The following is a 25,915-nucleotide window of genomic DNA, read 5'->3' as shown; positions in this document are numbered from 1 at the left end:
CATCACTCCCCTTCCTTTTGTAAAAGCCTCAAATATCCTTGTGAAATATGCTTTTTTATATGAGTAGTAGCCATTTCGACATCCCTATTTCTTAAACTTTCAATTAGCCAATCATGCTCAGTCGTCGCTTCATCTTGATCAACTGCTCCTCTTTGATAATAAAATCTCGCAATATGCAGATGGCAGTATAACCTTTCATAGCTCTCGATTAAATATGAATTTTCAGAGGCGTACATAATTTCAAGATGAAATTGATTGTCATAATTATTAAATGCCAAAATATTAGTATAGTTATTAGTTAAATCAATAGACTTAGCAGCCGCATTCAATGTTTCTAATTTATCAATAAAGCCTAAATTATTATTTCTTATTACGATTTTTAATGCTTCTAATTCAAGCATTAGCCTAAACTCCGCCATTTTTTTCATCGATACTTCATCGATGATATTACTTACTTGATAGCCTTTATTCGGTACTAGCAAAACCAATTTAGAATCCTGCAATCTTGAAAGCGCTTCCCTAATAGGGATTGTACTAACATTCATTTCTTTAGCCATTTGGCTTAAGTTTAACTTTTGTCCCGGCTTTAGCTCCCAGCTAAAAATTTGCTCTTTAATTAAGTTGTAAATTTGTTCCGATGTTTCACCATGCTCTTTCTCAAATGCCACTTTACCACCCCTAAATAATATATTATTTTATATTTTTATTTATAATAATATACAATTCATTGTTTTACAAGTACGAATTTTCTGTTTTTTACTTAATTTCTTCTCTTTTAGGCTCTGATTCGTATATTATCTTATTCAAAATAATATATTATTTTTTAACAGCTTTTATCCTATAACGAATTAACTCATCATCATTTACTCTTTCTCCGATAAATCTTTGACACTAACCCTAGATTTTAATTTAACTACTTAGGTGCTTAGCATCCATAAAAAAAGCATTCATCTCTTTTCTGTATAAGGAGAGATGAATGCTCATAAAAAACTAACTATATAATTTTAGAGTATCTTATATTTCTGGGTCTAGCCCTATTGCATCCGTTAACGTTTTGTATTTTTTGCTTGTATCGCTTGGGTCTACTGCCCACACGATATTACCATAACGGTCCACAGTGAAAATAAAGAAGTTATTACCTACTGTAAATACAGGGTTAGATAATCCAGGACGGCTAATAGCTCTTATATTTAGCGTAAATTGTCTGTCTTCTGGAGAATCTTCTGGTAAAAAATCACTTCCATATACAAGAATAGGACCACTAGATGTGCTTTGATTATTTACTAAATTAATTACCATTTGTGGATCGATTGTTGTAGCACTATTTGTAACAGCATAATAATAGCGTTGTTTGTATGCCGGCTCCGCTTCAATATATACAATCGTTCTCATTGTTTTTGATGCTTCTACACCCGGTAGACCGATATTAGCTCCTGTTACCGCTGCACCCATAATTGTATTTTCAATAACTCCCGGATATATATACTGACCAAAGTCTTCAAGGTCAAACGCATTTTGCCCCGCATAGTCATACGCAGCAGGCATATCTTTCATCTTAATTGTAATCGTCTTGTCCATCGTACCGCTTGCAGTTGGTTTAATAACAAGTTTACTTGCCTGTGTTGAATTTGTCCCTACTGTGTAGCTATCAAATTCATATTCGGACGTAATTGGATTTCCCGCCTCATTTGTTATATCTAAAATCGTAGATAAGTCAAATGTGCCCGAAGCTGGGATAGACGAGCGGTTCAAGTCTGCTTTTAGAACGCCTGAAGTACCTGTAGGCTTTTGACGCATAATCGCTTCGCTAAATGTAATCGTAAATGTGCCATCTGTATTTCTATAGATTAAGTGATCCACAATTTTCGGCTTTGTTCCATCTGAATAAAATTCCTTCCACATAACTGAACCATTTGGTTGGTTTAAGTCCCATGTTGGGTTGGCATCATTCATACTATAAACAGTGAAGTTGCCATGTCGATCTCTTACTCCCATATAAAGAACGTATTCTTGATGTGGCGTCAAGTTCTTGATTATGATACTATTATCACCATTTGCCATTTGCTCATTGCCTACGCCGCCTATTGCTCTAAATGCTGCTTCACGCTCAGCACTTGTGCGATTTGAGCTTGTTGTGCCATCAATTGGCTTTAAGTTGCCACTTGTATCATAGATAAGTGGATTTAGCTTCATCGTACCTGCTAGCTCGTCGTCTACGACCCATTTTTCAATTGCTTTGTAATAAACAGTCCCTGCCTCTAAAGAGTGGAAAGTAAGAGTTGCCTCTCGGTCACGGCGACTAGCAGCTACCTCGTCTCCACCTATAGGTGTTACTTTAATACTATTTGGGTCTACTAATGGTGGTTTCGTATCAGCAATAATTTCTTTACGCTCTATTTTTGATAGCTTTCCTGAGCGGTCTCGCAGCACCATGAATATATCGTATGTTGTGAATGGGTCAAGCTCTAAAGTCGTTAAGTCTAAATAGAACTTTTGCGTCCCTACCTCTGTCGTAACGGGTTCTTTTAAATTACCGATATAAATTTTACCGCTATCAGTTGTCGTCGTATCAAACTTACCTGATTGTCTGTCGCCAAACTCATTGTAGAAATCCTGTTCATTGATATCTAGCTGATCTAAGTCTGTTGTATTTGGCATAATTAAGTAGTATGTTAATCCCGCTTTATTAGCAGTGAATTCAACTTCTGCTAACTCACTACCAGCATTTTTTGTAATATTAATTTTTGTAATTTCTGGTGGCACCGTATCTGTATGCGTATATGTTGCATAGTTTCGAGGTGGCACATCCGAGTTAGTTGGTAACGTTCTTATATTTTCAAATTCTAAGCCTGCTAAATCTTTGACTCCAGGTAATACTGTCACCTTTAACGTATCTCCATTAACAAAACCTGTTTGCGAAGGGATTGTTAATAGTACACGTGGTCGATTCCCATTTTCTTGATATTCAACAGCAGCTGGCTTAATTGTCTGCTGCCCATCAATATTGATGATGACAGAGCCTGATAAATCATAGTTTTCAATATTATTAGCTGTTTCAGGGTCTAATCGTTCGCTAAAATATAAATAAAATTGATTATCATTATAGCGTATTAATTCTGGTGGACTCGCCACATACGGATGCACATTATCAATATCTGATGTCGTCACAGTTGTGCTTTCAACGCGCTCTGAAACATTGCCCGACCTATCCTTCATGACTACATAGATTTGATAGTCTGTATTAGCTTCTAAGCCGCTTATAATATGCTCGACTCTATCTCTAGAATTCGCCTGACCACTACCTGAAGGACTTGTTAAAATGTCTTCCACTGTCGGCGCTTCTGCCGATGTTGAACGGCGAATAATGTAGTAGTACTCCCCTGGCTCAGATGGCGTGAAGAAGAATTTCGCTCGTTGTCCTCCATGCATCGGCTCTGCCCCTAAACCATTCACGCGCGGCGGCGTACCATCTGTAGTTGAAAATGCTTTCTCCGCCTTTTCAGACACATTCTCAGAATTATCTACAACAACTAAATATAAAACATAGTCTGTTTCTTCCTCTAAATCATTGATTGTGAATGTAACAGGACGGTCTGCAGTTGCTGTGCCTCGTTGCTCGGCATTTTCACGTAAAATATCACGAATTGTTGGTGGACGCTCGGACTCCTTACGCACTGCCCAGTAATACGTGCCATTCTCATTCGATGTGAATGTTGCAGTAGCGGATGAACCCTCACCAATAACATCTAAATCTACAATGACCGGACGTGTTTCATCAGGGATATCCTTATCCTCATCCTCACGGTCAACTGGCTTGCCGTCTGGGTCAGTAATATTGCCAATTTTGTCATTATCATTTTCGAAGTCATCGAAAATTTGGTTTGGCTTTTTGTCCTTTGGTAAAATAACACGGTCAATATAAACATGCTCACCTAAATCAATCCAGCCAGAGCTATTATCGACATAGAGGAAGTCAATAAAGCTGTCCGTATTGAAATAGACGCTCTTATAGTTATTTTTATAAACCGTTTCAATATTGTGCACACCATAAAGTACTAAATTGCGCTCTGTTTCGATATACATTGTTGTCATATCTGCATAAATTTCTGCCTGCTCAACATCGCGCGCAATCGTGACACGGCTCAATGTATCGTCCGCTGATACAAATGTATAATTGCGTTCGATAAATAAATTCGATACATATGTATCCTCGAAGTCTACATAGCCCTCTACCTTGCCCATACGTGCTGAGTAGCGCGTATTTGGCTTAGCATTTTTATCTGGCACAGGCTTTAACACTTCATTGTCTTTCGGGTTTAAATATTCGCTATCATCTGGCACATTCGGCTGTGACCAATCAATAAAGCCAACACCTGAAATGCTTGCAATATTTAAGCCTTGAATGCGCTCTGTATAGTTAGCTAAAGACTTGCGTGGTGTTTCAGCAATTGTTGTGCGACCGTATAGCTGCATATTTTTCACACGCAAATACGTGCCGTTAATTATTAATTCTCCATTAAAGTTAGCACCACCGCCATCTAATGCTACTAGGCGGTTTGCTGTACCAGAAGCATTTAGCGTTAGCTGGCGAATGCCCGTTAATGTTTTGCCGCTAAATGTCCCTTCAATAACAGCACCTTTTAAAGCAGCCGCATTGCCCTCATTAATAAACGATTTCAGCGAAGAACCAATTGTATATTGCACGCCGTTAATATAAATAATATCACCGCGTATATCCCCAACATTATAAGATGGGTCCCCTTTATCCGCCTGCTCCGCACGCCAAATAAATGTCGCTAACTGCGCTCTTGTTACTGTGCCAAATGGCTCAAAGGTAGTTGCTGTCGTTCCCTTTGCAATGTCTAAATTATATAATGTTTGAATAAACGCCGCATTGGCATTTTGGCTGGATACATCGGTAAAATTGTGATTAATTTTCGTTGCCACTTCAAGCTGGAAGCCAAGCGTTAACGCTTTAGCAATTTGACCGCGGGTAATTAATTCATTTGGCTTAAATGTTTTATCATTGAAGCCGTCAATAATTCCCTCATTGGCGATTGCCGCAATATATGAATAATACGGATGTGATTGTGATACATCTGTAAAGCCAGGATTTTTTTGCCTTGCCACGTTTAAGCCCATCGCTAAAGCGAGGATTTTTGCTGCTTCGCCACGCGTTACCGCCTCACTCGGTCTAAATGTGCCGTCACTATAACCACTTACAACGCCACGATTCACTAAATCTAGTACTGGTTTATAATAATCCGCATTGGGATTTAAGTCTTTAAATACATATGCATTTGCTACAGGTGGCAGCGCAACAAGAATACCGCTTGAAGCTAAAACTGTCGCTACAGCCGCCTTACTTAATTTTTTATAATTATTTTTCATAAGCTCCTCCTTCAATTCATTTCTCAGCTGCGGGACTGGTGCTATCTAAAAAATGATATGTCATCCACCAAATAGCCCTCTCCATAAAAATGAAGTATATATTACTATTATCGGCTATAAAGGGAGTACATTCATAGAAGAAAATAAAAAAGTGCAGTATGATTTATGTATTGCCAAGTACAGCCCAACAATTCGAATTGTCAGATTATTTATAGTAAAATTAACTCAACATTAAAGGACTTAATACCCATCACTCTTTTTACTTTATAATCCATATATTTCAATTATAAATCTTTTTATTCATTGCATGTATTATTAACGCCTATTTTCACACCTTTTCCACTATAGTCCCGAAAAACAATTCATAGTAGTATTATTATTAAATAATGTGCTTATTATATTATGTAATTGTGTTATCTTGATTGTTACTAACCTACTTTTCTATATCAAGATTGCCCCTGTCCCTAAAATTTTTTAAACAAGGAATTACAAAATACACTTTCATTTTAAATTAGCATATTTAATGAAGTTTTTCTCATTTGTAAGTTATTTAAAGAAAGGGGTTACTAATTATGTTTAAAAAATGGTTAGCTGCATTTGTCGTTGCTTGCTCCATCTTTACTATATCATCTACCTTTACTCACGTAGATGCAAACACAACTTCTACACAGGTTACCACTTCAAAAACAAAGGCAACAGCTACTCAACAAAAGCCTTATAAAAAGTTTTTCTCAGAGTATGATATGATGTGGGAATTAGAGAAAAAGGATTATAAGAACTTTTATTTAGTGGGTCGTAAAAACGATGAGGTAATTGGTGGCTATGACACACGTAAAGGACAATCCTTATTCGGTATCAAAATTGGGGATTCAAGCAGCACTGTTACAAAAAAATATGGTAAACCAGTGGATAGCATCGTTAAAGGTAACACAGCATACAAGCAAAATTATGTGGATGGCAATGGTAAAACAACATCTGGCACGTATTTAATTGATGGCAAATATGTGACGTTTTTCTATGATATTCATGCTAAAAATACGATACGCTCTGTTTTATGGATAACAGAGAAAGCGGAACTGTCAAAGCAAGGTTTCTTTAGCCCATCGTCAAATGATTTACGCAATAGCTTCGAAGAATTATCGTTTCATTTAATGAATCAAGCACGTGTAGCAAATGGCGTTCCAGCCTTAACATATGAATCTCAATATAATTTTATCGGTCGTCAGCATAGCCGAGATATGATTTACTACAATTACTTCGACCATGTAAGCAAGGATGGTAAGCAGCCTTGGGACCGTATGCAAGCAGGGGGCATCAAATTTACTGCGAGCGGTGAAAACTTGGCTTACGGACAATACAGTGCTATTCATGCACATGAAGCATTAATGAATTCATTAGGTCACCGAGAAAATATTTTACAAACAAAATTTGCCCATTCCTTCGTCGGTGTGCAATTCTCTAACAAAAATATTCCGTACTTCACAATCGGATTTTACAAGTAATTTAGAAGGCTTCCCAAAACAGTGCATTGCCTGCTTTTGGGAAGCCTTCATTGATGTTTCATCAAAGGTTTTCAATTGTAAAATTCAATAGGTACAGTGTTTATTTTCACTCCAAATTCTCAACAGCTAATGATATTCCTTGTCCCACGCCTATACACATAGAAGCTAAGCCTCGCTTGGCATTTCGTCTCTTCATTTCGTAAATAAGTGTTGTTAAAATTCGTGCTCCGCTTGCCCCCAATGGGTGACCAAGTGCAATTGCTCCCCCATTGACATTCACCTTAGATTCATCAATTTTTAGCATATCAATGCACGCAATTGCTTGGGAGGCAAACGCCTCATTTAGCTCGATTAAATCAAAATCAGCAATTGTTAAATTGCATTTTTCCAACAATTTACGTGTTGAATATATTGGTCCGAGTCCCATAATTGATGGCTCCAAGCCTGCTGTTGCTGTGAAAGTATATTTTACTAACGGCTTTAGCCCCAAGCTTTCTGCCTTTTCTTTACTCATTAATATTAATGCTGCCGCTCCGTCGTTTACGCCTGAGGCATTGCCGGCAGTTACTGTTCCATTGTCAAATATCGGCTTCAATGCGGCTAGCTTTTCCAGTGTTACATTCGGACGGATATGCTCATCTCGAACAAATTGCGTGATATTCCCTTTTTTATCCTTCACTTCTACAGCTATAATCTCATCCTTAAACTTATCGAGTTCCATCGCAGTAGCTGCTTTTTTCTGGCTATTATAGGAAAATAAATCTTGGCGCTCACGTGAAATATTAAATCGCTGCGCTACATTTTCAGCTGTCTTCGGCATTACTTCTGTACCATACATTTTATCGAGTACTGGGTTAATAAAGCGCCAACCAATCGTTGTATCGTAGACAGTCATATCACCTCTCGGGAAATCATTTTCCGGCTTCGCCATCACAAAAGGGGCCCTTGTCATGCTTTCAACCCCACCTGTAATGACAATATCCGCCTCACCAGCAAGTATTGACCTAGCACCGTGAGCTACGGCATCTAAGCCTGAGCCACATAGGCGATTAACGGTCGTTGCGCTAATTTCTTTTGGCAATCCAGCAAGTAAAGTAGCCATGCGTGCAACATTCCGATTATCCTCACCAGCCCCATTTGCATTACCAAAAATAATATCATCAATATCATCAAAAGGGACTGTAGGATTCCTATCAATTAATGCACGAATAACATGTGCCGCCAAGTCATCAGGGCGAATTTCCTTTAATCCTCCTCTATACTTTCCAATCGGTGTACGTACAGCATCAATAATATACACTTCTTTTCCCATTGGTATGCTCCTTTCTTCTCGTCACTGTCAAAGGTTTGACTGAATTACAATAAGTTTGGTGAAATAATGTAATTTGCTTCTGTTCTTTGCTGCACTTCCTCTAATGTCGCTGTCCCGACTAAATCTACCAATTCATATATAGTATCTCTCCACTTGAAAACTGCTAAATCTGTTACAATTGTGTCTACGATTCTTTTAGATGTTATTGGATACGTACATTTTTTCACAAATTTTGCATCACCATTTGCAGAAGTATGTGTAGTCGTTGCAATAATCGTTTTTGCACCTTCTAATAAATCCATTGCTCCCCCTACACCTAAAATATCCTTCCCGGGAATCGCCCAATTAGCCATTACCCCCGTCTCATCAATTTGCAAGGCACCTAATACAGCAATATCAACATGACCACCGCGTATCATAGCAAAGGAATCTGCGCTACTAAAATAAGCTGCTCCAGCCGCTTCCCCAACAGGTATTTTTCCAGCATTGACAATTTCAAGGTCTATTTGTTGATTGTTCACTTTCGTTATACCAAGTAGTCCATTTTCTGTATGTAATACATAATCTCTTTCATCAATTATATCTGCGATAAGTGTAGGTATCCCAATCCCTAAATTAATAACTGAATGTTTAGGTAATTCAAGAGCTGCTCTTTGTGCAATTAATTGTTTAACATCCTTCATACTATTTCTCCTCCAGATCATAAATCGTGATTTCACTCTTTACGAGAGCATCAATATAAAGGTGCGGTGTAATAATCTCATCCGGTTGGATGTCTCCAATTTCAACAATTTCATCTACTTCAGCAATGACAAACTTTGCTGCTGTAGCCATATTTGGATTAAAGTTGCGAGCCGTTTTGTAGTAAAGTAAATTTCCAGCTCGGTCTGCTTTCCAAGCTCGTATTATTGCTATATCTGCTTGTAAGGATTTTTGAAATAAATATTCTTTCCCATCTATTATTTCTATTTTTTTATTCTCTGCTATTTTTGTCCCTACACCTGTTTTAGTATAAAAACCGCCTAGTCCTGCGCCACCTGCTCGAATTGCTTCAACAAAAGTTCCTTGTGGTAAAAGCTCGACCTCTAGCTTTTTTTCATTATATAGCCTTACAACATCACGATTGCTCGTAAAATAGGAGCCTATCGCTTTTTTTATTTTGCCTTGCTGCAATAATTTCCCTAAGCCTTTTCCACTTTCACCAATATTGTTACTTAAAATCGTCAGCTCTGTTACATCCCTTTCGATAAGTGCTTGTATTAAAGTTAGGGGGCTCCCAACTAATCCAAATCCACCGACCATTACTGACATCCCTGTCTGTACATATTGCATCGCTTCTTGCGGACTTAGTATTTCTACCTCTTTCATTTGTCAAAACCACCTTTTGTACGAATATCGTATAGATTTACTCATTGCGTACATGATATAATAACTCTATATAATCATAGGGGGTATATTATGTCAATCAAAAAAGATACGATTAAAGAAAGTGACTTTGTCAAATCACTGGAAAAGGGTTTACTCGTTATTAGTGCATTTACAAAAGAGTGTCCGGCTTTGACAATGAGTGAGGCAGCTAAATTAACAGGGTTATCCCGCCCCGCCACTCGCAGAATTTTATTGACATTGACACATCTCGGATACTTATATCAAAGTGATAAAAATGTCTTCTCGTTAACACCTAAAATACTATCGTTAGGTCATGCTTATTTCGCATCTAATTCCATCTGGTCGGGCGTGACACCTCATTTAGAGGAGCTATCAAATATCGTGCAGGAATCAACCTCTATTTCAGTTTTAGATGGTCAAGAGATTGTCTATGTTGCCAGAGTAGCTACTCAAAGAATTATGAGTATTACATTAAATGTCGGTTCTAGATTGCCAGCATATGCTACGTCTATGGGACAAACATTACTTGCATATATGGAGCCAGAAAAATTTGTTCAGTATGCTGAAAACATTGAGTTTAAAAAATTTACAGCTAACACGCCGTCTTCTCTCAGCGAACTAACAGCAAAATGTGAGCTTATTCGAGAACGAGGCTACAATATCGCACAGCAGGAGCTAGAAAATGATTTAACATCGATTGCAGCTCCTCTATTTAATAGAAACAATACAGTTGTAGCTGCCATCAATATTTCGATGCATAGCTCGAAGTTCCTCGATATAAATAAAATTGAGGCACATTATATTCAGCCACTTTTGAAAATCGCAGCGGAAATCTCAACAATGATAGAGCATCATCAATAAATTTATCACTTACGCCTCAACGATAAAGAATGTGAGAAGCAAAGAAAGAGGTACTTCCATCTGCGGGCTTTTGAACACTAACGATGCTACTTTGGAAAAAATCAGCTTTTTGAAATAGGGAAAGCGTCCAAAATGTTGGCTAACTGCACGACTTTTTGGACGCCCCGATTCTTGCTACTATAATTAACTACGCTTCTATTTAATTAAAGATGGTAGCCATGTAGATAAAGCTGGCACGAACGTAATTATTAACACGTCAACGATTAAAATAAGTATTAACGGTATTGCAAATCTTGCAATTCTCATAATGCTGACATTGGTCAGTTTTGCAACAACGAATAAATCTATGCCGACTGGTGGCGTCACTAATCCGATTGCTAAGTTACATACCATAATCATACCGAAGTGAACTGGATCAATTCCTAAATTTAAAGCTGTCCCTAATAGTAGCGGTACTAAAATTAGAATCGCTGCACCACCTTCTAAAAACATCCCTGCAATAAATAAAATAACGTTTACCATGAGAAGGAATACATATTTGTTCGTTACAAATGCTGAAATTGACTCATAAATCATATCAGGCACACTATTAATGCCGATAAAGAAGCCAAATACACCCGCGACCCCAATTACTAACATAATTACTGAGCTATTCACAGCACTTTCTTTAAACACTTCACCTAATTTAGCAATTGATAAATCACGGTAAATAAACATACCGACGAAGATAGAGTATACAACTGCCACTACCGAGGCTTCAGTTGGTGTAAATACACCTGAATAAATACCTCCTAAAACAATCAAAGGCATTAAAATTGCCAATATAGCTTCTTTAAATGCTTTGAATACTTGAGGGAAGTCTTTCTTTTCCTCACCAACATAGCCATTCTTTTTAGCAATAATTAAAGCGCTTACTAATAAAGAAAATGTGATTAATAGACCCGGTAAAATACCTGCAATGAATAAGTCACCGATAGATACTTCTGCAGCAACACCGTATAAAATCATCGCAATACTCGGAGGTATGATGATACCAAGAGCACCTGCTACAGCTTGGTTTGCCGCAGCATATTCAATTTTATAACCTTTGGCAATCATTGCGGGAATTAAAATAGAACCAATAGCAGCAGTAGTAGCAGCACCTGACCCTGAAATTGCAGCAAAGAACATCGATGTTACAATTGCTACCATTGCCAGTCCGCCTGTGAAATGCCCCACCAAGGATGTAGCAAAATTCACAAGTCGTTTAGACATACTTCCAGCCCCCATAATGTTCCCCGCTAAAATAAAGAATGGAATCGCCATTAAAGGAAAAGAATTTAAAGATACAAAAATCCTTTGTGGTATTATTTCTAATGGTAAGGTGTCATGCATTAAAACTCCAATGACTGTTGATAGACCGAGGGAGAATGCAATGGGTACACTTAAAAACATAAAAACAAAGAGTGATACGAAAAAAGCTATTAACATTTACTTCTCTCCCTTCCCTATAAACTGCTCAATTGTGCATGCAACAGAATTAATCAACATTAGTACGCCGCCCAAAGGCAATGATAGATAGATTACTTGCATAGAAACTCCTAATGAAGGGGCTTTTTGATTACTAAAACTTTCTGCCATCGCATAGCCATATTTTATTAGAATAATAAAGAAAATAATTGAAAGAAGCTGAATAATGACAACTAAAATTTTCTTTGCTGTTCCAGTCAATCTTTCAAAGAGCAGCTCAACAGAAATCAGCTCATTTCCTCTAAGCGCTATCGATGCACCAATAAAAATCATAAATATCATTAAAAATCTCGATAATTCTTCCGACCAAGCTAAAGATGACCCCACAACAAATCGAGAAAACACTTGCCAAAAGATAATAGCAGTCATTACTGCTAACATGACCATTAATACGTAGCCCATTGCTTTATTAATGATATCTACGATACGTATATACCCTCGCAGTATAGATTTCAATATGTTTCACCTCTCGTAATAGAGCTTGCTCTTTAATTCTTTATTTGAAAAATACAGCACTTTGTACTCTCACATTCGTTACAAAGTGCTGTATCCACAATAAGAATGCAACTAGCAATACTTAATAAGTTGTATTTTGGATTTTTTCAATTAATGCTTCCCCTAGCTTAGGAGCCCATTTTTCATAGACAGGTCCCACAGTTGCTTTAAATGATTCCTTGTCTGGTTCTGTAATTTGATTACCTTGCTCTAATAGGAATGCACGCGCCTCATCAATTTTATCTTGGTTAGCTTGACGTCCGAATTCAGCGGCTATTTTACCAGCCTCTACTACTGCTTCTTGCTGTTCTGATGTTAAGCCATTAAATGTTTTTGTACTAATAGAAATCGTTGCAGCACTGAAGCGATCCCCTAGCTCAGCAACATAATCTTGCACCTCAAAAATCTTTGAAGATTTTACTGTTGCTAAGGAGTTCGAATGTCCATCAATAACCCCTTGCTGTAAGCCTGTGAATACTTCTGTCCAAGCCATTGGTGTTGGCTCTGCGCCAAATGCCTTCCAAGTATCAATTTGAATTTCATTTTCCTGAACGCGAATTTTCATTTTCTTAACATCTTCAACAGTATTAATCGCATTGTTAGATGTTGTCGAAACGAAGCCATTTTCCAACCAGCCTAATGTTTTAACGTTTGCCTCTGCCTCAAACTTTTCACTTAACTCTTGTCCAATTTCACCATCTAGTACACTATATACATGCTCGCGGTTGTCAAAAAGAAACGGTAAATCTAGTACGTTAAATTCTTTTACCCAGTTTCCTACAGGACCTACTGATTGGATTGCCATATCAGCTGAACCCATTCCCATTAACTCAAATACTTCACGCTCTCCACCTAAAGAATTATTTGCATGAATCTTTACTGTCACTTGATTATCTGTTAATTTCTCAACTTCTTCTTTAAATTTTTGTGCAGTTAAACCAAATTTCGCATCTTCTGGTTCTGGAATACTTAAATCAAGTACAACCTGCTTTCCTGAATCTCCTGTACTGTTGGCACCTTTATCAGAGCCACAGGCAGCTAGAATAACCATTAATAGAGCCGACATCATAACCATTGCTATTTTCTTCATACGATAACCCCTTTATCTACTGTTTTTTTACATCGATTGAATACATTTCTAACTTTTTGCTTCAATATAAATATAGTTGCTCCAAACACTTTAGTACGTATATCGTACAACTTATTTTATATCGTACAATCATTATTTCTAATATTCTTTCTTTTGTCAATATTTTTTCTTGTATTAATTACGCCTCGGTCAACTCTCGTCCAGATTTTTCAAGCTTTTTGGTGGAAGTTAACCTAAAACCGCTACGCCCTGTGACATATGCCGCAGACTTCTATTGAAAGAAGCTAAAAATTAAGATTCCCCTAAGTAAGCAATTAGAGCATCTGTTACCTCTTTTGTTGTGGCAGAGCCCTTTAAATCCTTCGTTTTAATATTTGACTTCAATGTATATTCGATAGCTGATAGGAGTTTTTCACCTAGCTCCTCGTAGCCAAGAAAATCTAACATCAATTTACCTGTCCAAATTTGCCCTAATGGGTTGGCTACACCTAAACCAGCGATATCAGGTGCAGAACCATGCACAGGCTCAAACATGGATGGATACTCCCTTTCAACATTCAAGTTTGCGGCAGGGGCAATACCGATGCTCCCCATAATTGCTCCACCAATATCAGTTAAAATATCACCAAATAAATTCGAAGCTACAACAACGTCATACTCTGATGGCTTCATAATCATATAGGCAGCCATTGCATCGATATGTGCGCTACTATGTTGTAAATCATCATACTTCGCTACTACATCATGAAAAACATCATCCCAAAATGGCATGCTATGCGATAAACCATTTGATTTTGTAACACTCGTTATTTTCTGTGAGCGCTTTGTCGCTAATTCACAAGCATAAGTAATCGCTCGCTCCGTGCCTTTACGTGTAAATACTGCATTTTGAATGGCAATTTCATCGCTTCCTGAATGCATGCGACCACCGCTATCTGAATATTCACCCTCAGAATTTTCACGAACAACTACAATATCAAAATTTCCTGGGTTTTTTAGTGGCGATTCTAAGCCCTCTAATAATTTTGCTGGACGAATATTAATTTGCTGCTTCAAGCCTCTTCGAATTTTAATTAACAAGCCCCATAATGAAATATGGTCTGGCACTAATTCTGGTAAGCCTACAGCTCCTAAGAAAATTTGATCATATTTTTTTAATATTTCTAATCCATTTTCAGGCATCATCTCGCCGTGCTTTAAGTAATAATCACATCCCCAAGGCAAAATATCCCATTCAAATTTGAAACTACCATCTTGCGCAGCTAATGTATCTAATACACGTATCGCTTCTGGTACAACCTCTTTTCCTATACCATCACCGGGTATTGTTGCAATTCGGTAAACCTTCATTAATTCATAACCTCCTATTCAGTATTTTGCTTCTTCCCACTTTTATTCGGATAAACAATGACTTTTATAGAGTCTAGGTGTGTTTCCGTTGCCTTCTTCATTGCTTCATCAATATGCTCCAATTCAAAAGTAGATGTAATGACCGTCCCGACAACCTCTTTTAATTCCTTCAATATGCTAATTGCTAATGGGAACGTATTTGCATATCGATAAACTGTAATTAAATCCAACTCTCGCTGTAGCATCATTGTTAAATCAATTGGCACTTCAGCATCTTTAGGAAAGCCTATGCTTACCAGTTTTCCGCCTTTTTTCAATGCACGAATACCACTTTGAAGAGCAGGCCTTGCTCCGGATGTTTCGATGACAATATCAAAATAATCTTCCGGAATTGTTTCCAACGGAATTTCAATCGTGCTTGTTGCGCCTAGTTCCGTAGCAACTTGTAGCTTATGCTTAACCATATCCGTCACAACGATTTCACTAGCATTATAAAAGCTTGCTGCACAAACACACATTAAGCCGACTGGTCCCATTCCAGTAATTAAAATGCGCATTCCCGGTCGTAAATTGGCTCTTTTCAAAGCATGGATGGCCACTGATAAAGGCTCAGCTAATGTAGCCTCTTCAAATGTTAGCTCATCAGGAATTGGGAAGACAAAATCTTCGGGATGACTAATGTATTGACGCAATGCCCCTTTATGTGGTGGCGTGGATAAAAACACCACTTGGTCACATAGATTGTATTTTCCGCTTCTACACTTTTCACACATGCGGCACGGAACGCCAGGTTCGACTGTTACTCGATCACCAACTGCAAAATTTGTCACTTGTTCACCAACCTCAACGACTGTTCCAGCAAATTCATGTCCTTGAATATGGGGGTATTGCACTTTTCTAGCCCCTATATGACCGTGCTGATAATAATGAATATCAGAACCACAAATTCCAACAGCCTCTACTTTAACTAACACTTCATTTGGTAGCACATCCGGTATTGTGTCATAATCTACAACTACCTGTGAAAGTCCAACTAAACTTGCAACCTGCATCTTTTGACTTCGGTCCACTATGCTCACAATTTATCACTCCAAATTTGTCGATTCATCATATTGAATAAGTACCTTGCCGCATTGTTTTTCCTCACATAATTGGAATGCTTTTTGCCAATCATTTAAGTTCATCACATGCGTAATAATAGGCTTTAGGTTAATTTGATTTTGATCATAAATTTTCATTACTCTATCCCAAGTTGTTATTGAGTGTGCTAATGACCCATATACTTGTAATTGTTTGTATAAAATAATATCAAAATCCAGGTTAAACGCTTTCCCAACAATCCCTACTTGAATATGCTGTCCACGCTTTTTCACTTGCTCTAAACAGCTACTAATCGCCATTGGAGCTCCCGTACAATCAATCGTAATATCGACACCTTGATTGTTCGTTTCCTCAGCCACAATATTCGCTAAATTTTCTTGCTGTACATTAATGACACGTGCAGCACCAAGCTCTTTAGCAATTTCTAAACGCTGCGCATCAACATCTGTACCGCTTACTAACACTTTACATCCTTTGATGGCTAATAACGATAGGCAAATTAATCCAATGGGTCCTGGTCCTGATAGAAGAACAACATCTCCACTTTTAATATCAGTTAATTCTTCTATAGCTTGCACTGCACAGGCTAATGGCTCTGCTAAAGCGCCTTCTTGTAGTGATATATGCTGGGGCAATTTATAAACTGCTTCTTCCTTGATGCTAAGATATTTTGTAAAGCTACCATTTACACCATGCCCCATTCCTCGACGCGTTTCACAAAACATATAAAAACCTGTTTTACAGTGAATACATTTGCCACAAGTACGCTCTGTTGAACCAAGAACTGTTACACGGTCGCCAGCCTTTAAGTTTTGAACATCCTTCCCTGCTTCAACGACTATCCCTGAACATTCATGCCCAAGTATAACGGGTGGGTAGCTTTTAAATGTATCATGGTAAATATGCAAATCCGTTCCGCAAATACCTGTATAAGCAATTTCAATTTTTACTTCATTATCGTTGCAAGTAGGTTCTTCTACTGTCCCGACCTCGATATTGCCGACGCCGCCTTTCATTTTTAAAAGTGCCTGCATTCACAAATCCCCCTTATTCAATGCCTACAGAAATATATTTAACTTCTAAAAACTCCTCAATACCCCATAGCCCGCCTTCTCTGCCTAAACCACTTTCTTTAAATCCACCAAACGGTGCTTGCGCTACAGATGGCAGCCCATCATTTAAGCCGACGATACCGTATTCCAAACCCTCTGAAATGCGTACTGCTTCTGAAATTTTTTCAGAAAATACGTATGCTGCAAGACCAAACGGTGTATTATTTGCTCTTTGTAACACTTCTTCGACTGTTTCAAATGTTGTAATAGGTGCTAATGGACCAAATGTTTCCTCATACATACATTCCATTTCATCTGAAACATTGGAAATAACAGTTGGCTCTAGGAAATACCCTGGGCTATCTGCTACTTCTTCACCACCAGTTAATATTACTGCACCTTTATCAACAGCATCTTTTAGTTGTGCCTTTACTTTACTTACAGCATGCTGGTCAATTAATGGGCCAATAACTACCCCTTCTTCAAGACCATTTCCTATTTTTAACTTCTTCACTTCTTCTACAAAGATGCTTGCAAATTCTTGCTCAACATCTTTATGTACATAAATACGATTTGCACATACACATGTTTGCCCAGCATTGCGGAATTTAGATTTAATTAAATGCTCAGCCGCTAATTTTAAATTAGCATTTTTAGTAATAATAAATGGTGCGTGTCCACCAAGCTCCAATGAAATCTTTTTCACTGTTTTAGCAGCCTGTGCCATTAATTCTTTTCCGATTTCAGTAGAGCCAGTAAATGTTATTTTGCGAATACGGCTATCATCCATCCATTCCTTTACAATTGCGCCTGCATTTCCCGTCACAATATTTAACACACCTTTTGGTATCCCGGCTTCATGCGCTAATTGTATTAACTTAATTGCAGTGAATGGTGTTTGTGAGGCTGGCTTGATAACAGCCGTACAGCCAGCCGCTAAAGCTGGGCCTACTTTGCGCGTAATCATAGCTGCCGGAAAGTTCCACGGCGTAATTGCAGCAACAACCCCTACAGGCTGTTTGACAACGAGTAAGCGCTTAACCAAACTTGACGAAGGAACGGTATGTCCATAAATGCGCTTGCCCTCTTCCGCATACCAAGAAATAAAACTATTAGCATAGTTCACTTCACCTATCGCCTCTGCTAATGGTTTTCCTTGCTCTTCAGTCATTATTTGTCCAATCAGTTCCTTATTTTCATCAATAAGCTGATACCATTTTTGCAATAAAATCGAGCGCTCTTCAGCAGTTAATTTCGACCAAGAATCAAGCGCATCATGCGCCGCATTAGCTGCCAGCTTCGCTTCCTCGCCACCGCCTTTTGGTACTGTACCAATCACTTTATTCGTCGCTGGGTTTATTACTTCAATTTGCTCTTTTGTATCAATTTGCTCACCGTTAATAATTAAAAATTCTTTTTTACTCATCATTTTCACTCCTTTAATATTCGATGTAAAGGTTTACATACGATTATATGGAGTGCTTATAAAAAAAGTCAATATTAAATTTAATCAAAAATAATCCAATTTTTTTCGTTTTCCAAAAATTCAGAACTAAAATCCTTTAGCGTGTAGGGCGAATAAAAGCTATTGCTAAAGAAAAAAATCATGTTATTCTAACTCAAAAGATACTACTTTTATTTTTTTTATATTATATATTATATTTAGTAAATGAATTCCTACTCGAGGGTTATTTTCCACAATAAAACAATTAATTACGTAACAACGAAGCACGTAATTGCATCAAAATTTTGAATTGTGTTTGGATACCTACTGAATCAATATTAAACGAAATGAGGTTTACAGTTATGAAGGTAAATATTTATGATGTCGCGAAAGCAGCCAATGTTTCAATCGCTACCGTGTCAAAAGTGATTAACAACACAGGGCGAATTGGGGATAAAACACGCAAAAAAGTGAATGACGTTATTAAAGAATTAGATTACAAGCCTAATTTAATTGCTTCTGCACTTATGGGCAAAAAAACGTGCACGATTGGTTTTATTTTGCCTGATTTAGCAAACCCCTTCTTCTCCGAATTAGCGAGATATATTGAGGATATGGCTAGTAGCTATAATTATAACGTTGTTATTTGCAGCACTGACTATATTACAGAAAAAGAGGAAATGTACGTATCCTTGCTATTACAAAAAAACGTTGATGGATTTATTTTAGCATCGGGGTTTGAAAATTTTGAATCAATTAAAAAAATACAAGAAATGGAGATTCCAATTGTACTTGTTGCCCGAAATGCACCTGGTAAAGCATTAAACCTTGTATCCATTAATGACTACGATGCTGGCTTTAGCGCTGCCTCTTATTTAATCGAACGAGGACACCAGCAAATAGCTATTATTGCGCGTGATATTTGGAGTAACCGTGAACGCTATCGTGGCTATGCAGATGCGATGCGTGCAAATGGATTAACGCCTATGAATGAGCACTATTACGCAAAGGAATCGTCAATCCAAGACGGCTTCAATAGCTTACAACAAATTATGAGGGATTTTCCTACAAAACCAACAGCCATCTTTGCCTGTAATGATTTAATGGCGACTGGAGCGATTAAAGCTTGCAAAACGTTTAATTTAAGCGTGCCTGAGGATGTTTCAATAATCGGCTTTGATAATAGCATCTTTGCACAAATTGTTGAACCTGCCCTAACGACCGTTGCACAGCCGCAACGTGAAATTGCTAGCGAGGCAGTTCAGCTTCTTATGAATGCAATAAATGGAGATGCGTCCCATCAAACAATTACATTGAAAACAGAAATTATTGAAAGAGAAACTGTAAAAAATATAATTTTGTAGTTGAAAATTCTAAAAATTCATTTTATAATTACGTAAAATTAGGTTAAGCGCTTAACTTAAATGCAAGGAGGCGAAAATTATGATTACTGGTACTGCTATGATTGTTCAATCAGGTGGTCCAACAGCGGTTATTAACAGCTCACTGGCAGGGCTCATAAAGACTATATGTAAGCAATCTGACATGCCTGTCTACGGCGCTAAAGGTGGATTGCAGGGCTTATTAAGCAATACATTTGTGCGCTTAGACATGCTCTCGGAGCAACAGCTCAATAAAATAAAATACACTCCGGGTGCATTGCTTGGAACATGTCGTTTAAAAGTAAATGAACAACATTTAAAACAAATTATCGACACACTCAAAGCTTTAAATGTTCGCTACTTTTTTTATATTGGTGGCAATGGTTCAATGCATGTAGCACATCAGATTAGCGCATATGCTCGTCAAAGCAATTATGATTTATATACAATCGGTATTCCTAAATCAATTGATAATGATTTAGATTCAATTGACCACTCACCTGGCTATGCTAGTGCAGCAAAGTTTTTAATATCGTGCACACGAGATATTACATTTGATATTAACAGCTATGAGCTTCCTAAAAAAGTGACTATATTAGAAACAATGGGACGCAATACAGGCTGGTTGGCAGCCGCCTGCTCATTGGCAGCAAGCCAACAATCAAATTGTCAGCAGCTCATCTATATACCTGAAGTTCCATTTAACATGGAGCAATGCTTAGAAAGCATCGAAAGAAATAGAAATAATAATCGGCATACACTTCTTATTGTTTCTGAAGGCATACGCGATAAAAACGAAAGCTTAATTGCTTCTGATAATGTTCTTTTCGATGCACTTAATAGACCAAAATTAGGCGGTGTATCCTATACGCTAAAGCAACAAATTCACCAAAGCCTCGGCGTTTCAACTCGCTATATAGATACGAGCATTTGGCAAAGATGCTGTACTAGCTGCTTGTCGATGGTAGATGTGGAGGAGGCATACACTTTAGGTGTGAAAGCATGGGAAGCTGTACAAAAAGGAAATAACAATATTATGGTTACACTAGTTAGACAGGAAAGTGCTAAGTATATTCCTGTGTACGGCACAGTTTCTTTGAAAAAAGTAATAGATATTGAAAAGCATTTCCCCATTCAGTGGTATGACCAAACGCTGAATACAATTAAGGAGCCATTTTCAAGTTATTTACTACCACTTTTAGGAGAAGATATTTCATCTGCTCAGGATTACTTTCTTGATGCGACGGTGAATATATAATTTTCAACATTGGTTAAGCGCTTACTCATTTTTTATATTAAGGAGGAATTTTATGTCAGTCATCAATTTATTACAAGAAAAAGCTACAAATGCACGAAAGGATTTATTAAAAGTTGTACACCATGCGGGAGCTGGTCATATTGGGGGGCCGTTATCTGCAATTGATTTATTAACAACACTTTATTTTAACGAAATGAATATTGACCCAGCGAAACCGAAGGACCCTGAACGCGATCGCTTTGTATTATCAAAGGGGCATTCTGCCATTGGTTTATATGCTGTGCTTGCTGAAAGAGGCTACTTTCCAAACGAAGAGCTATTCACTTTTGACTCTTTAAACTCTAGATTACAAGGACACCCTGATATGAAAGCCTTACCAGGAATTGAAATGTCTACAGGCTCGTTAGGACAAGGTATCTCAGCCGCGGTCGGTATGGCTTTAGGGGCAAAGCTACAAAACAAAAATTTCCGCACATATTGCATGATTGGCGATGGTGAATCCCAAGAGGGACAAGTATGGGAGGCTGCGTTTATCGCACCAAAATATCAGTTAGATAATCTCGTTATCATACTTGATTATAATAAATTACAACAATACGGCTGGGCGGGTACAGACACAGAACGCTCTGCACCTAATGAGCTTTTAGAAGAAAAATGGCTTGCTTTTGGTTGGCATGTGATTCGTATCGACGGGCATTCTTACACTGATATTTTACAAGCGTTTGAAGAAGCAAAGGCGACGAAGCAAAAGCCTACAGTAATTATTGCTGATACGGTAAAAGGAAAAGGTATTAGCTTTATGGAAGGCAATTATTTATGGCACTCAAAAGTTCCATCAGATGAAGAATTAGCAAACGCATTAAATGAATTAAACGCTGTAGGAGGATTATAAATGAAAATTTCTGAACTTAAAAAAATGTCAATGCGAGATACATTCAGTACGGCCCTTTTAGAAATATCACAAACTGACTCAAGTGTATATGTATTAGATGGCGATTTAGCAACATCTACAAAAATAGATGTTGTCGCAACACAATTACCAGAGAAATTTTTACAGATGGGTATCGCAGAACAAAATATGTTAAGCGTTGCTGCTGGTTTAGCGACAACAGGCTTACAGCCATGGGTTGCTACATTTGCGGCCTTTATGTCCAAACGTGCGATTGACCAAATCCAAGTCCAAATTGCTCAACCAAATCTAGATGTAAAAATGATTGGTGCATATAGCGGTTTATTGACAGGTTTAACAGGAAAATCGCACCAAGCATTAGAGGATATAGCGATTTTTAGAACATTGGCTCATATGACCGTTTTAGCACCTGCTGATGCAGTGGAAACAGCCGCAATGATTAAATGGGCAAATCAATATAATGGACCTGTATATATCCGTTTAGCACGTGACAACTACCCTATTATTTTTGATAATCAATACAAGTTTGAACTAGGAAAAGGCGTTCTACTACGCGAAGGCACAGACCTTACGATTATTTCAACAGGAACACAAACGAGCCGCGCAGTTGAAGCAGCAGAAATTTTAGCTGAGCAAAATATTTCAGCAGCAGTTTTACATCTACCTTCAATCAAGCCAATTGATAAAGAGGCTATTATTCAAGCGGCAGTAAACACTGGAGCCATAGTAACAGCGGAGGAACATAGCGTCTACGGTGGTTTAGGCAGTGCCGTAGCAGAAATTTTAGCAGCTAGTGAGCCAACTCCTATTGAATTTGTAGGTGTGAAAGACCGCAACTCTGAATCGGCAGATAATGATGATTTACTAAATAAATACGAATTATTGCCTACGCATGTTGCCGAAGCAGCAAAACGTGTATTAGCAAGGAAACGCTAATCAATTATAACTTCATTCAATTTTTAACCTACTAGGCAAAATTGGCAGCACTTAGTGCATTGCGATACTTTGAATTAATAGAAAGCACGAAGGGGCTGTCCGAAAAGCTTTACTTTTTCGGACAGCCCCTACTTCTATATTGATTATTCACTAAAATCCAATCTTGAGTTTTCTGAAATTTCGATTGACAAATTACTATTACAATTCAATAATAATATTGTACGAAATAATTACATGTTGTACGATATTAGTACAAAATATAATATAAAGGGGTCAGATGTATGCAAGAAATGGAGAAGTATATGCTTTATATTGATGGTCAATGGATGGAGCCTGTTTCTGGGAATTACGAGAATATTATAAGCCCTGCAACGGGTAAAATTATTAGTCAAGTGGCGGTGGGCGATGAGCGAGATGCACAAAAGGCGATAGATGCTAGTGTGCATGCCTTTAAAGATTGGTCAGCGAGAACAGCTGGAGAACGGGCAAATATTTTACGCAAATTTGCTCAATTATTAGAACAAAATCGCCAACAATTAAGCCAAGCGGTCAGTGCTGAATCTGGTAAACCATTAAAAGAGGCTGATATTGAAGTAACGCGCTCCATTGATTATGCCCTTTGGAATGCAGAAGAAGGACGAAGAATTTACGGTGAAACAATTCCGGCCCCTTCAAGAAATAAGCGTATTGAGGTCATTCATCAGCCTGTTGGGCCTATTGCAGCCATTACACCTTGGAACTTCCCATTATCTATGATAGTTCGAAAAATTACACCTGCCCTCGCGGCTGGTTGCACAGTTGTATTAAAGCCTGCTCCAACTACCCCTGGAAGTGCTGTACTAGTATGTCAGCTAGCAGAACAAGCTGGAATTCCAGCGGGCGTAGTCAATTTAGTACTTGGAGACGCGGAGAAAATTGGGAAAGCATTACTAACAGATAAACGCATTCGTAAAATTACATTTACAGGCTCAACTAAAGTAGGAAAGCTACTATTAAAGCAAGCCGCCGACCAAGTAAAACGAGTGTCTATGGAATTAGGTGGGCATGCACCACTTATTATTTTTGAGGATGCTGATTTAGAGCAAGCGGCTACAAACGTAGCTCAAATCAAATTTTATAATTCTGGACAAACTTGCATTTGCCCTAACCGAATCTATGTCCAGCAAACGATTGTCGAGCCATTTATCCAATTATTAAAGAAAAAAGTTGAGGCATTAAAGATAGGAAATGGTTTACAACCAGAAGTGGAGATGGGGCCGCTCGTTAACCATCAAGCTGTAGAAAAAGTACATGCTCAAGTAAATGATGCTATTCATAAAGGGGCTACACTTATTACAGGTGGAACTATTCCTACTATTGAAGGTTGTGAAAACGGCTCATTTTATGCACCGACAATTTTAGCTAATATTAATCATCATATGACCATTGCCCACGAGGAAACATTTGGTCCCGTAGCTGCAATCGCCACATTTGAATCAGAGGAAGAGGTGCTTGCACACGCAAATAATACTGACTACGGCTTAGCTGCTTATGTGTTTACAAAGGATTTAGCTCGCTCCATTCGCGTGTCAGAGGAATTAGAGTATGGGATGGTCGGCATTAATGATACTGCTGTTACTGTTGTAGAAGGACCATTTGGTGGTATTAAGGAAAGTGGTATGGGACGCGAAGGTGGCCCCGGAAGCTTGCATGACTTTTTAAATAAAAAATTAATTACAACAACTATTTAGCTGTAGGGAGGTCGCTATATGAATATCCAACAATTACAATTCGAAAGCTTGCTCGCAACAAAGCTAATTTTTGGAGTTGATTGTGTTCAACAAAAACTTGGCTCTTTATTAACGCAGGAAAGTTTTTCAAAAGTATTTATTGCGACAGATGCAGGTATTTTAAAAGCAGGTATTATCGATAATATACAATGTCATTTAAAGGACGCTTCAATTGACTATACATGCTTTGCAGAGGTAGAACCAAATCCGCATGCCGAAACTGTTATGAAAGGTAAGGCACTTTATGAACGCGAAAATTGCCAAGCAATTATTGCTGTAGGCGGGGGTAGCGCAATTGACTTTGCCAAATGTGTGAGTGCAGTAATTGCCAATCCTGGTCATATTTTAGACTATCGCCGCGGACAAAAAATATTAACAGAACAAGGTCCTAAAATTATCGTTTTACCTACAACGGTAGGTACAGGGGCAGAAGTAACATCGAGTGCCGTAATTACTGACCCTGCTGCTAAACGCAAATATGTCGTTGCTTCACCATTCATTCAACCACAGTATGCAATGATTGACCCTGCCTTGACTTACTCCCTGCCACAGCATATTGTAGCTGCGACTGGGATGGATGCGCTTGTCCATGCTATTGAATCTTATGTTTCTTTAGAGGCAAACCCTCTTTCCGAGGCCTTCTCTTTACAGGCAATTCGCATGTTAATCGAGCATTTACCTGCGAGCTATGCAAACGTCGCAAATGTCGAGGCGCGTGCTCAAATACATCTAGCAAGTACGTTAGCTGGCTTTGCCTTCAATTATGGGAAGCTCGGCATTGTGCACTCCTGTTCGCATCCAATGTCTGCGCATTATAATGTTCCGCATGGTTTAGCAAACGCAATTATATTACCTTACGTCTTAGGCTTCAATAAAATTGCGAACATAAAAAAATTCGCGCATATTGCGAGAATGTTTGATTCATCGTTAATTGTAAAAAGTGATAACTTCGCAGCCGAGCAATTGCAAAATTTAGTTCATAAATTCAATAATGAACTCAATATTCCAGCCAACTTCCGCTATTTGAATATTGCTTTTACTAATGAAATGATTGAGCAGCTAGCACTAGACGCTCTCGATGACCGAGGAACATTCCCCTTTAACCCTCGCAAGGCTAGTAAAGAGGATATTATAGAAATTTATAAAAAGGTGTTGCTTTAATCA

At 38.1% G+C, this 25,915-nt stretch carries 20 protein-coding genes; 8 read left to right on the top strand and 12 right to left on the bottom strand.

Features of this window, described 5'->3' with window-relative positions:
• Window positions 1-2: 2 nt before the first annotated feature.
• A complete protein-coding gene (locus C9J36_RS00450; RefSeq protein WP_066170514.1) occupies window positions 3-668 on the bottom strand; it encodes a GntR family transcriptional regulator in 666 nt (221 codons plus the stop codon).
• 346 nt (window positions 669-1,014) lie between these two features.
• Window positions 1,015-5,391, bottom strand: a complete 4,377-nt coding sequence (locus C9J36_RS00445) for an S-layer homology domain-containing protein (protein WP_107941837.1) — start codon at window positions 5,389-5,391, stop codon at window positions 1,015-1,017.
• A 572-nt stretch (window positions 5,392-5,963) separates the two neighbouring features.
• Between C9J36_RS00445 and C9J36_RS00440 the strand changes: the two genes are divergently transcribed.
• Entirely contained in the window at window positions 5,964-6,893 is a 930-nt protein-coding gene (locus tag C9J36_RS00440) for a CAP domain-containing protein (protein WP_107941836.1), read from the top strand.
• A gap of 106 nt (window positions 6,894-6,999) precedes the next feature.
• Here C9J36_RS00440 and C9J36_RS00435 read toward each other — a convergent pair whose 3' ends face one another.
• Genes C9J36_RS00435 through C9J36_RS00425 form a run of 3 tightly spaced genes read right to left on the bottom strand, consistent with a single transcriptional unit; the run spans window position 7,000 to window position 9,573 of the window.
• The gene (locus tag C9J36_RS00435) at window positions 7,000-8,205 is read right to left on the bottom strand and encodes a thiolase family protein (protein WP_107941833.1); all 1,206 of its coding nucleotides are present in this window, start codon (window positions 8,203-8,205) and stop codon (window positions 7,000-7,002) included.
• Window positions 8,206-8,249: 44 nt separating this feature from the next.
• Window positions 8,250-8,888, bottom strand: coding sequence for a 3-oxoacid CoA-transferase subunit B (locus C9J36_RS00430; protein ID WP_107941831.1), 639 nt, complete (start codon window positions 8,886-8,888; stop codon window positions 8,250-8,252).
• A 1-nt stretch (window position 8,889) separates the two neighbouring features.
• Window positions 8,890-9,573 (bottom strand): CoA transferase subunit A, encoded by a 684-nt coding sequence (locus tag C9J36_RS00425; protein WP_107941829.1) that lies wholly within the window; start codon window positions 9,571-9,573, stop codon window positions 8,890-8,892.
• 90 nt (window positions 9,574-9,663) lie between these two features.
• On the opposite strand from C9J36_RS00425, the gene C9J36_RS00420 reads away from it, so the two are divergent.
• A complete protein-coding gene (locus tag C9J36_RS00420) occupies window positions 9,664-10,455 on the top strand; it encodes an IclR family transcriptional regulator domain-containing protein (protein WP_066170532.1) in 792 nt (263 codons plus the stop codon).
• A 195-nt stretch (window positions 10,456-10,650) separates the two neighbouring features.
• Here the strand turns inward: C9J36_RS00420 and C9J36_RS00415 are convergent, their stop codons facing one another.
• The 7 genes from C9J36_RS00415 to C9J36_RS00385 form a co-directional block, all read right to left on the bottom strand.
• Complete coding sequence (locus C9J36_RS00415; protein ID WP_066170535.1) at window positions 10,651-11,925, bottom strand: TRAP transporter large permease; 1,275 nt, start codon at window positions 11,923-11,925, stop codon at window positions 10,651-10,653.
• Window positions 11,926-12,420 (bottom strand): TRAP transporter small permease, encoded by a 495-nt coding sequence (locus tag C9J36_RS00410; protein ID WP_066170538.1) that lies wholly within the window; start codon window positions 12,418-12,420, stop codon window positions 11,926-11,928.
• Window positions 12,421-12,541: 121 nt separating this feature from the next.
• On the bottom strand, window positions 12,542-13,549 hold the full coding sequence (dctP, locus tag C9J36_RS00405) for a TRAP transporter substrate-binding protein DctP (RefSeq protein ID WP_107941828.1): 1,008 nt from the start codon (window positions 13,547-13,549) through the stop codon (window positions 12,542-12,544).
• A 291-nt stretch (window positions 13,550-13,840) separates the two neighbouring features.
• Window positions 13,841-14,899: a tartrate dehydrogenase gene (locus C9J36_RS00400; protein ID WP_107941826.1), complete on the bottom strand. Its 1,059-nt coding sequence runs from the start codon at window positions 14,897-14,899 to the stop codon at window positions 13,841-13,843.
• A gap of 14 nt (window positions 14,900-14,913) precedes the next feature.
• A complete protein-coding gene (locus C9J36_RS00395; protein ID WP_107941824.1) occupies window positions 14,914-15,978 on the bottom strand; it encodes an NAD(P)-dependent alcohol dehydrogenase in 1,065 nt (354 codons plus the stop codon).
• A gap of 6 nt (window positions 15,979-15,984) precedes the next feature.
• Window positions 15,985-17,034, bottom strand: coding sequence for a zinc-dependent alcohol dehydrogenase (locus tag C9J36_RS00390; RefSeq protein WP_107941822.1), 1,050 nt, complete (start codon window positions 17,032-17,034; stop codon window positions 15,985-15,987).
• Between the two features lie 13 nt (window positions 17,035-17,047).
• Window positions 17,048-18,481: an NAD-dependent succinate-semialdehyde dehydrogenase gene (locus C9J36_RS00385; protein WP_066170551.1), complete on the bottom strand. Its 1,434-nt coding sequence runs from the start codon at window positions 18,479-18,481 to the stop codon at window positions 17,048-17,050.
• Window positions 18,482-18,858: 377 nt separating this feature from the next.
• On the opposite strand from C9J36_RS00385, the gene C9J36_RS00380 reads away from it, so the two are divergent.
• The 6 genes from C9J36_RS00380 to C9J36_RS00355 all read left to right on the top strand — a co-directional run bounded on the left by C9J36_RS00380 (window position 18,859) and on the right by C9J36_RS00355 (window position 25,912).
• Window positions 18,859-19,860, top strand: coding sequence for a LacI family DNA-binding transcriptional regulator (locus tag C9J36_RS00380; protein WP_107941818.1), 1,002 nt, complete (start codon window positions 18,859-18,861; stop codon window positions 19,858-19,860).
• A 79-nt stretch (window positions 19,861-19,939) separates the two neighbouring features.
• Window positions 19,940-21,136, top strand: coding sequence for a diphosphate--fructose-6-phosphate 1-phosphotransferase (locus tag C9J36_RS00375; protein ID WP_107941816.1), 1,197 nt, complete (start codon window positions 19,940-19,942; stop codon window positions 21,134-21,136).
• Between the two features lie 52 nt (window positions 21,137-21,188).
• On the top strand, window positions 21,189-22,028 hold the full coding sequence (locus C9J36_RS00370) for a transketolase (protein WP_107941814.1): 840 nt from the start codon (window positions 21,189-21,191) through the stop codon (window positions 22,026-22,028).
• Window positions 22,029-22,982: a transketolase family protein gene (locus C9J36_RS00365; RefSeq protein ID WP_107941812.1), complete on the top strand. Its 954-nt coding sequence runs from the start codon at window positions 22,029-22,031 to the stop codon at window positions 22,980-22,982.
• Window positions 22,983-23,263: 281 nt separating this feature from the next.
• Window positions 23,264-24,712: an NAD-dependent succinate-semialdehyde dehydrogenase gene (locus tag C9J36_RS00360; RefSeq protein WP_346719795.1), complete on the top strand. Its 1,449-nt coding sequence runs from the start codon at window positions 23,264-23,266 to the stop codon at window positions 24,710-24,712.
• Window positions 24,713-24,730: 18 nt separating this feature from the next.
• A complete protein-coding gene (locus C9J36_RS00355; RefSeq protein ID WP_107941810.1) occupies window positions 24,731-25,912 on the top strand; it encodes an iron-containing alcohol dehydrogenase family protein in 1,182 nt (393 codons plus the stop codon).
• Window positions 25,913-25,915: the final 3 nt, after the last annotated feature.

The sequence above is a fragment of the Metasolibacillus fluoroglycofenilyticus genome, from assembly GCF_003049645.1.
Lineage (GTDB): Bacteria > Bacillota > Bacilli > Bacillales_A > Planococcaceae > Metasolibacillus > Metasolibacillus fluoroglycofenilyticus.
This window is presented reverse-complemented; position numbering and strand designations above follow the sequence as displayed.

Excerpts from the sequence above, each read along its gene's own strand:
- C9J36_RS00445 (WP_107941837.1), bottom strand. The coding sequence starts at position 5,391 with ATGAAAAATAATTATAAAAAATTAAGTAAGGCGGCTGTAGCGACAGTT.
- C9J36_RS00440 (WP_107941836.1), top strand. The coding sequence starts at position 5,964 with ATGTTTAAAAAATGGTTAGCTGCATTTGTCGTTGCTTGCTCCATCTTT.
- C9J36_RS00435 (WP_107941833.1), bottom strand. The coding sequence starts at position 8,205 with ATGGGAAAAGAAGTGTATATTATTGATGCTGTACGTACACCGATTGGA.
- C9J36_RS00430 (WP_107941831.1), bottom strand. The coding sequence starts at position 8,888 with ATGAAGGATGTTAAACAATTAATTGCACAAAGAGCAGCTCTTGAATTA.
- C9J36_RS00425 (WP_107941829.1), bottom strand. The coding sequence starts at position 9,573 with ATGAAAGAGGTAGAAATACTAAGTCCGCAAGAAGCGATGCAATATGTA.
- C9J36_RS00420 (WP_066170532.1), top strand. The coding sequence starts at position 9,664 with ATGTCAATCAAAAAAGATACGATTAAAGAAAGTGACTTTGTCAAATCA.
- C9J36_RS00415 (WP_066170535.1), bottom strand. The coding sequence starts at position 11,925 with ATGTTAATAGCTTTTTTCGTATCACTCTTTGTTTTTATGTTTTTAAGT.
- dctP (WP_107941828.1), bottom strand. The coding sequence starts at position 13,549 with ATGAAGAAAATAGCAATGGTTATGATGTCGGCTCTATTAATGGTTATT.
- C9J36_RS00400 (WP_107941826.1), bottom strand. The coding sequence starts at position 14,899 with ATGAAGGTTTACCGAATTGCAACAATACCCGGTGATGGTATAGGAAAA.
- C9J36_RS00390 (WP_107941822.1), bottom strand. The coding sequence starts at position 17,034 with ATGCAGGCACTTTTAAAAATGAAAGGCGGCGTCGGCAATATCGAGGTC.
- C9J36_RS00385 (WP_066170551.1), bottom strand. The coding sequence starts at position 18,481 with ATGATGAGTAAAAAAGAATTTTTAATTATTAACGGTGAGCAAATTGAT.
- C9J36_RS00380 (WP_107941818.1), top strand. The coding sequence starts at position 18,859 with ATGAAGGTAAATATTTATGATGTCGCGAAAGCAGCCAATGTTTCAATC.
- C9J36_RS00375 (WP_107941816.1), top strand. The coding sequence starts at position 19,940 with ATGATTACTGGTACTGCTATGATTGTTCAATCAGGTGGTCCAACAGCG.
- C9J36_RS00370 (WP_107941814.1), top strand. The coding sequence starts at position 21,189 with ATGTCAGTCATCAATTTATTACAAGAAAAAGCTACAAATGCACGAAAG.
- C9J36_RS00365 (WP_107941812.1), top strand. The coding sequence starts at position 22,029 with ATGAAAATTTCTGAACTTAAAAAAATGTCAATGCGAGATACATTCAGT.
- C9J36_RS00360 (WP_346719795.1), top strand. The coding sequence starts at position 23,264 with ATGCAAGAAATGGAGAAGTATATGCTTTATATTGATGGTCAATGGATG.
- C9J36_RS00355 (WP_107941810.1), top strand. The coding sequence starts at position 24,731 with ATGAATATCCAACAATTACAATTCGAAAGCTTGCTCGCAACAAAGCTA.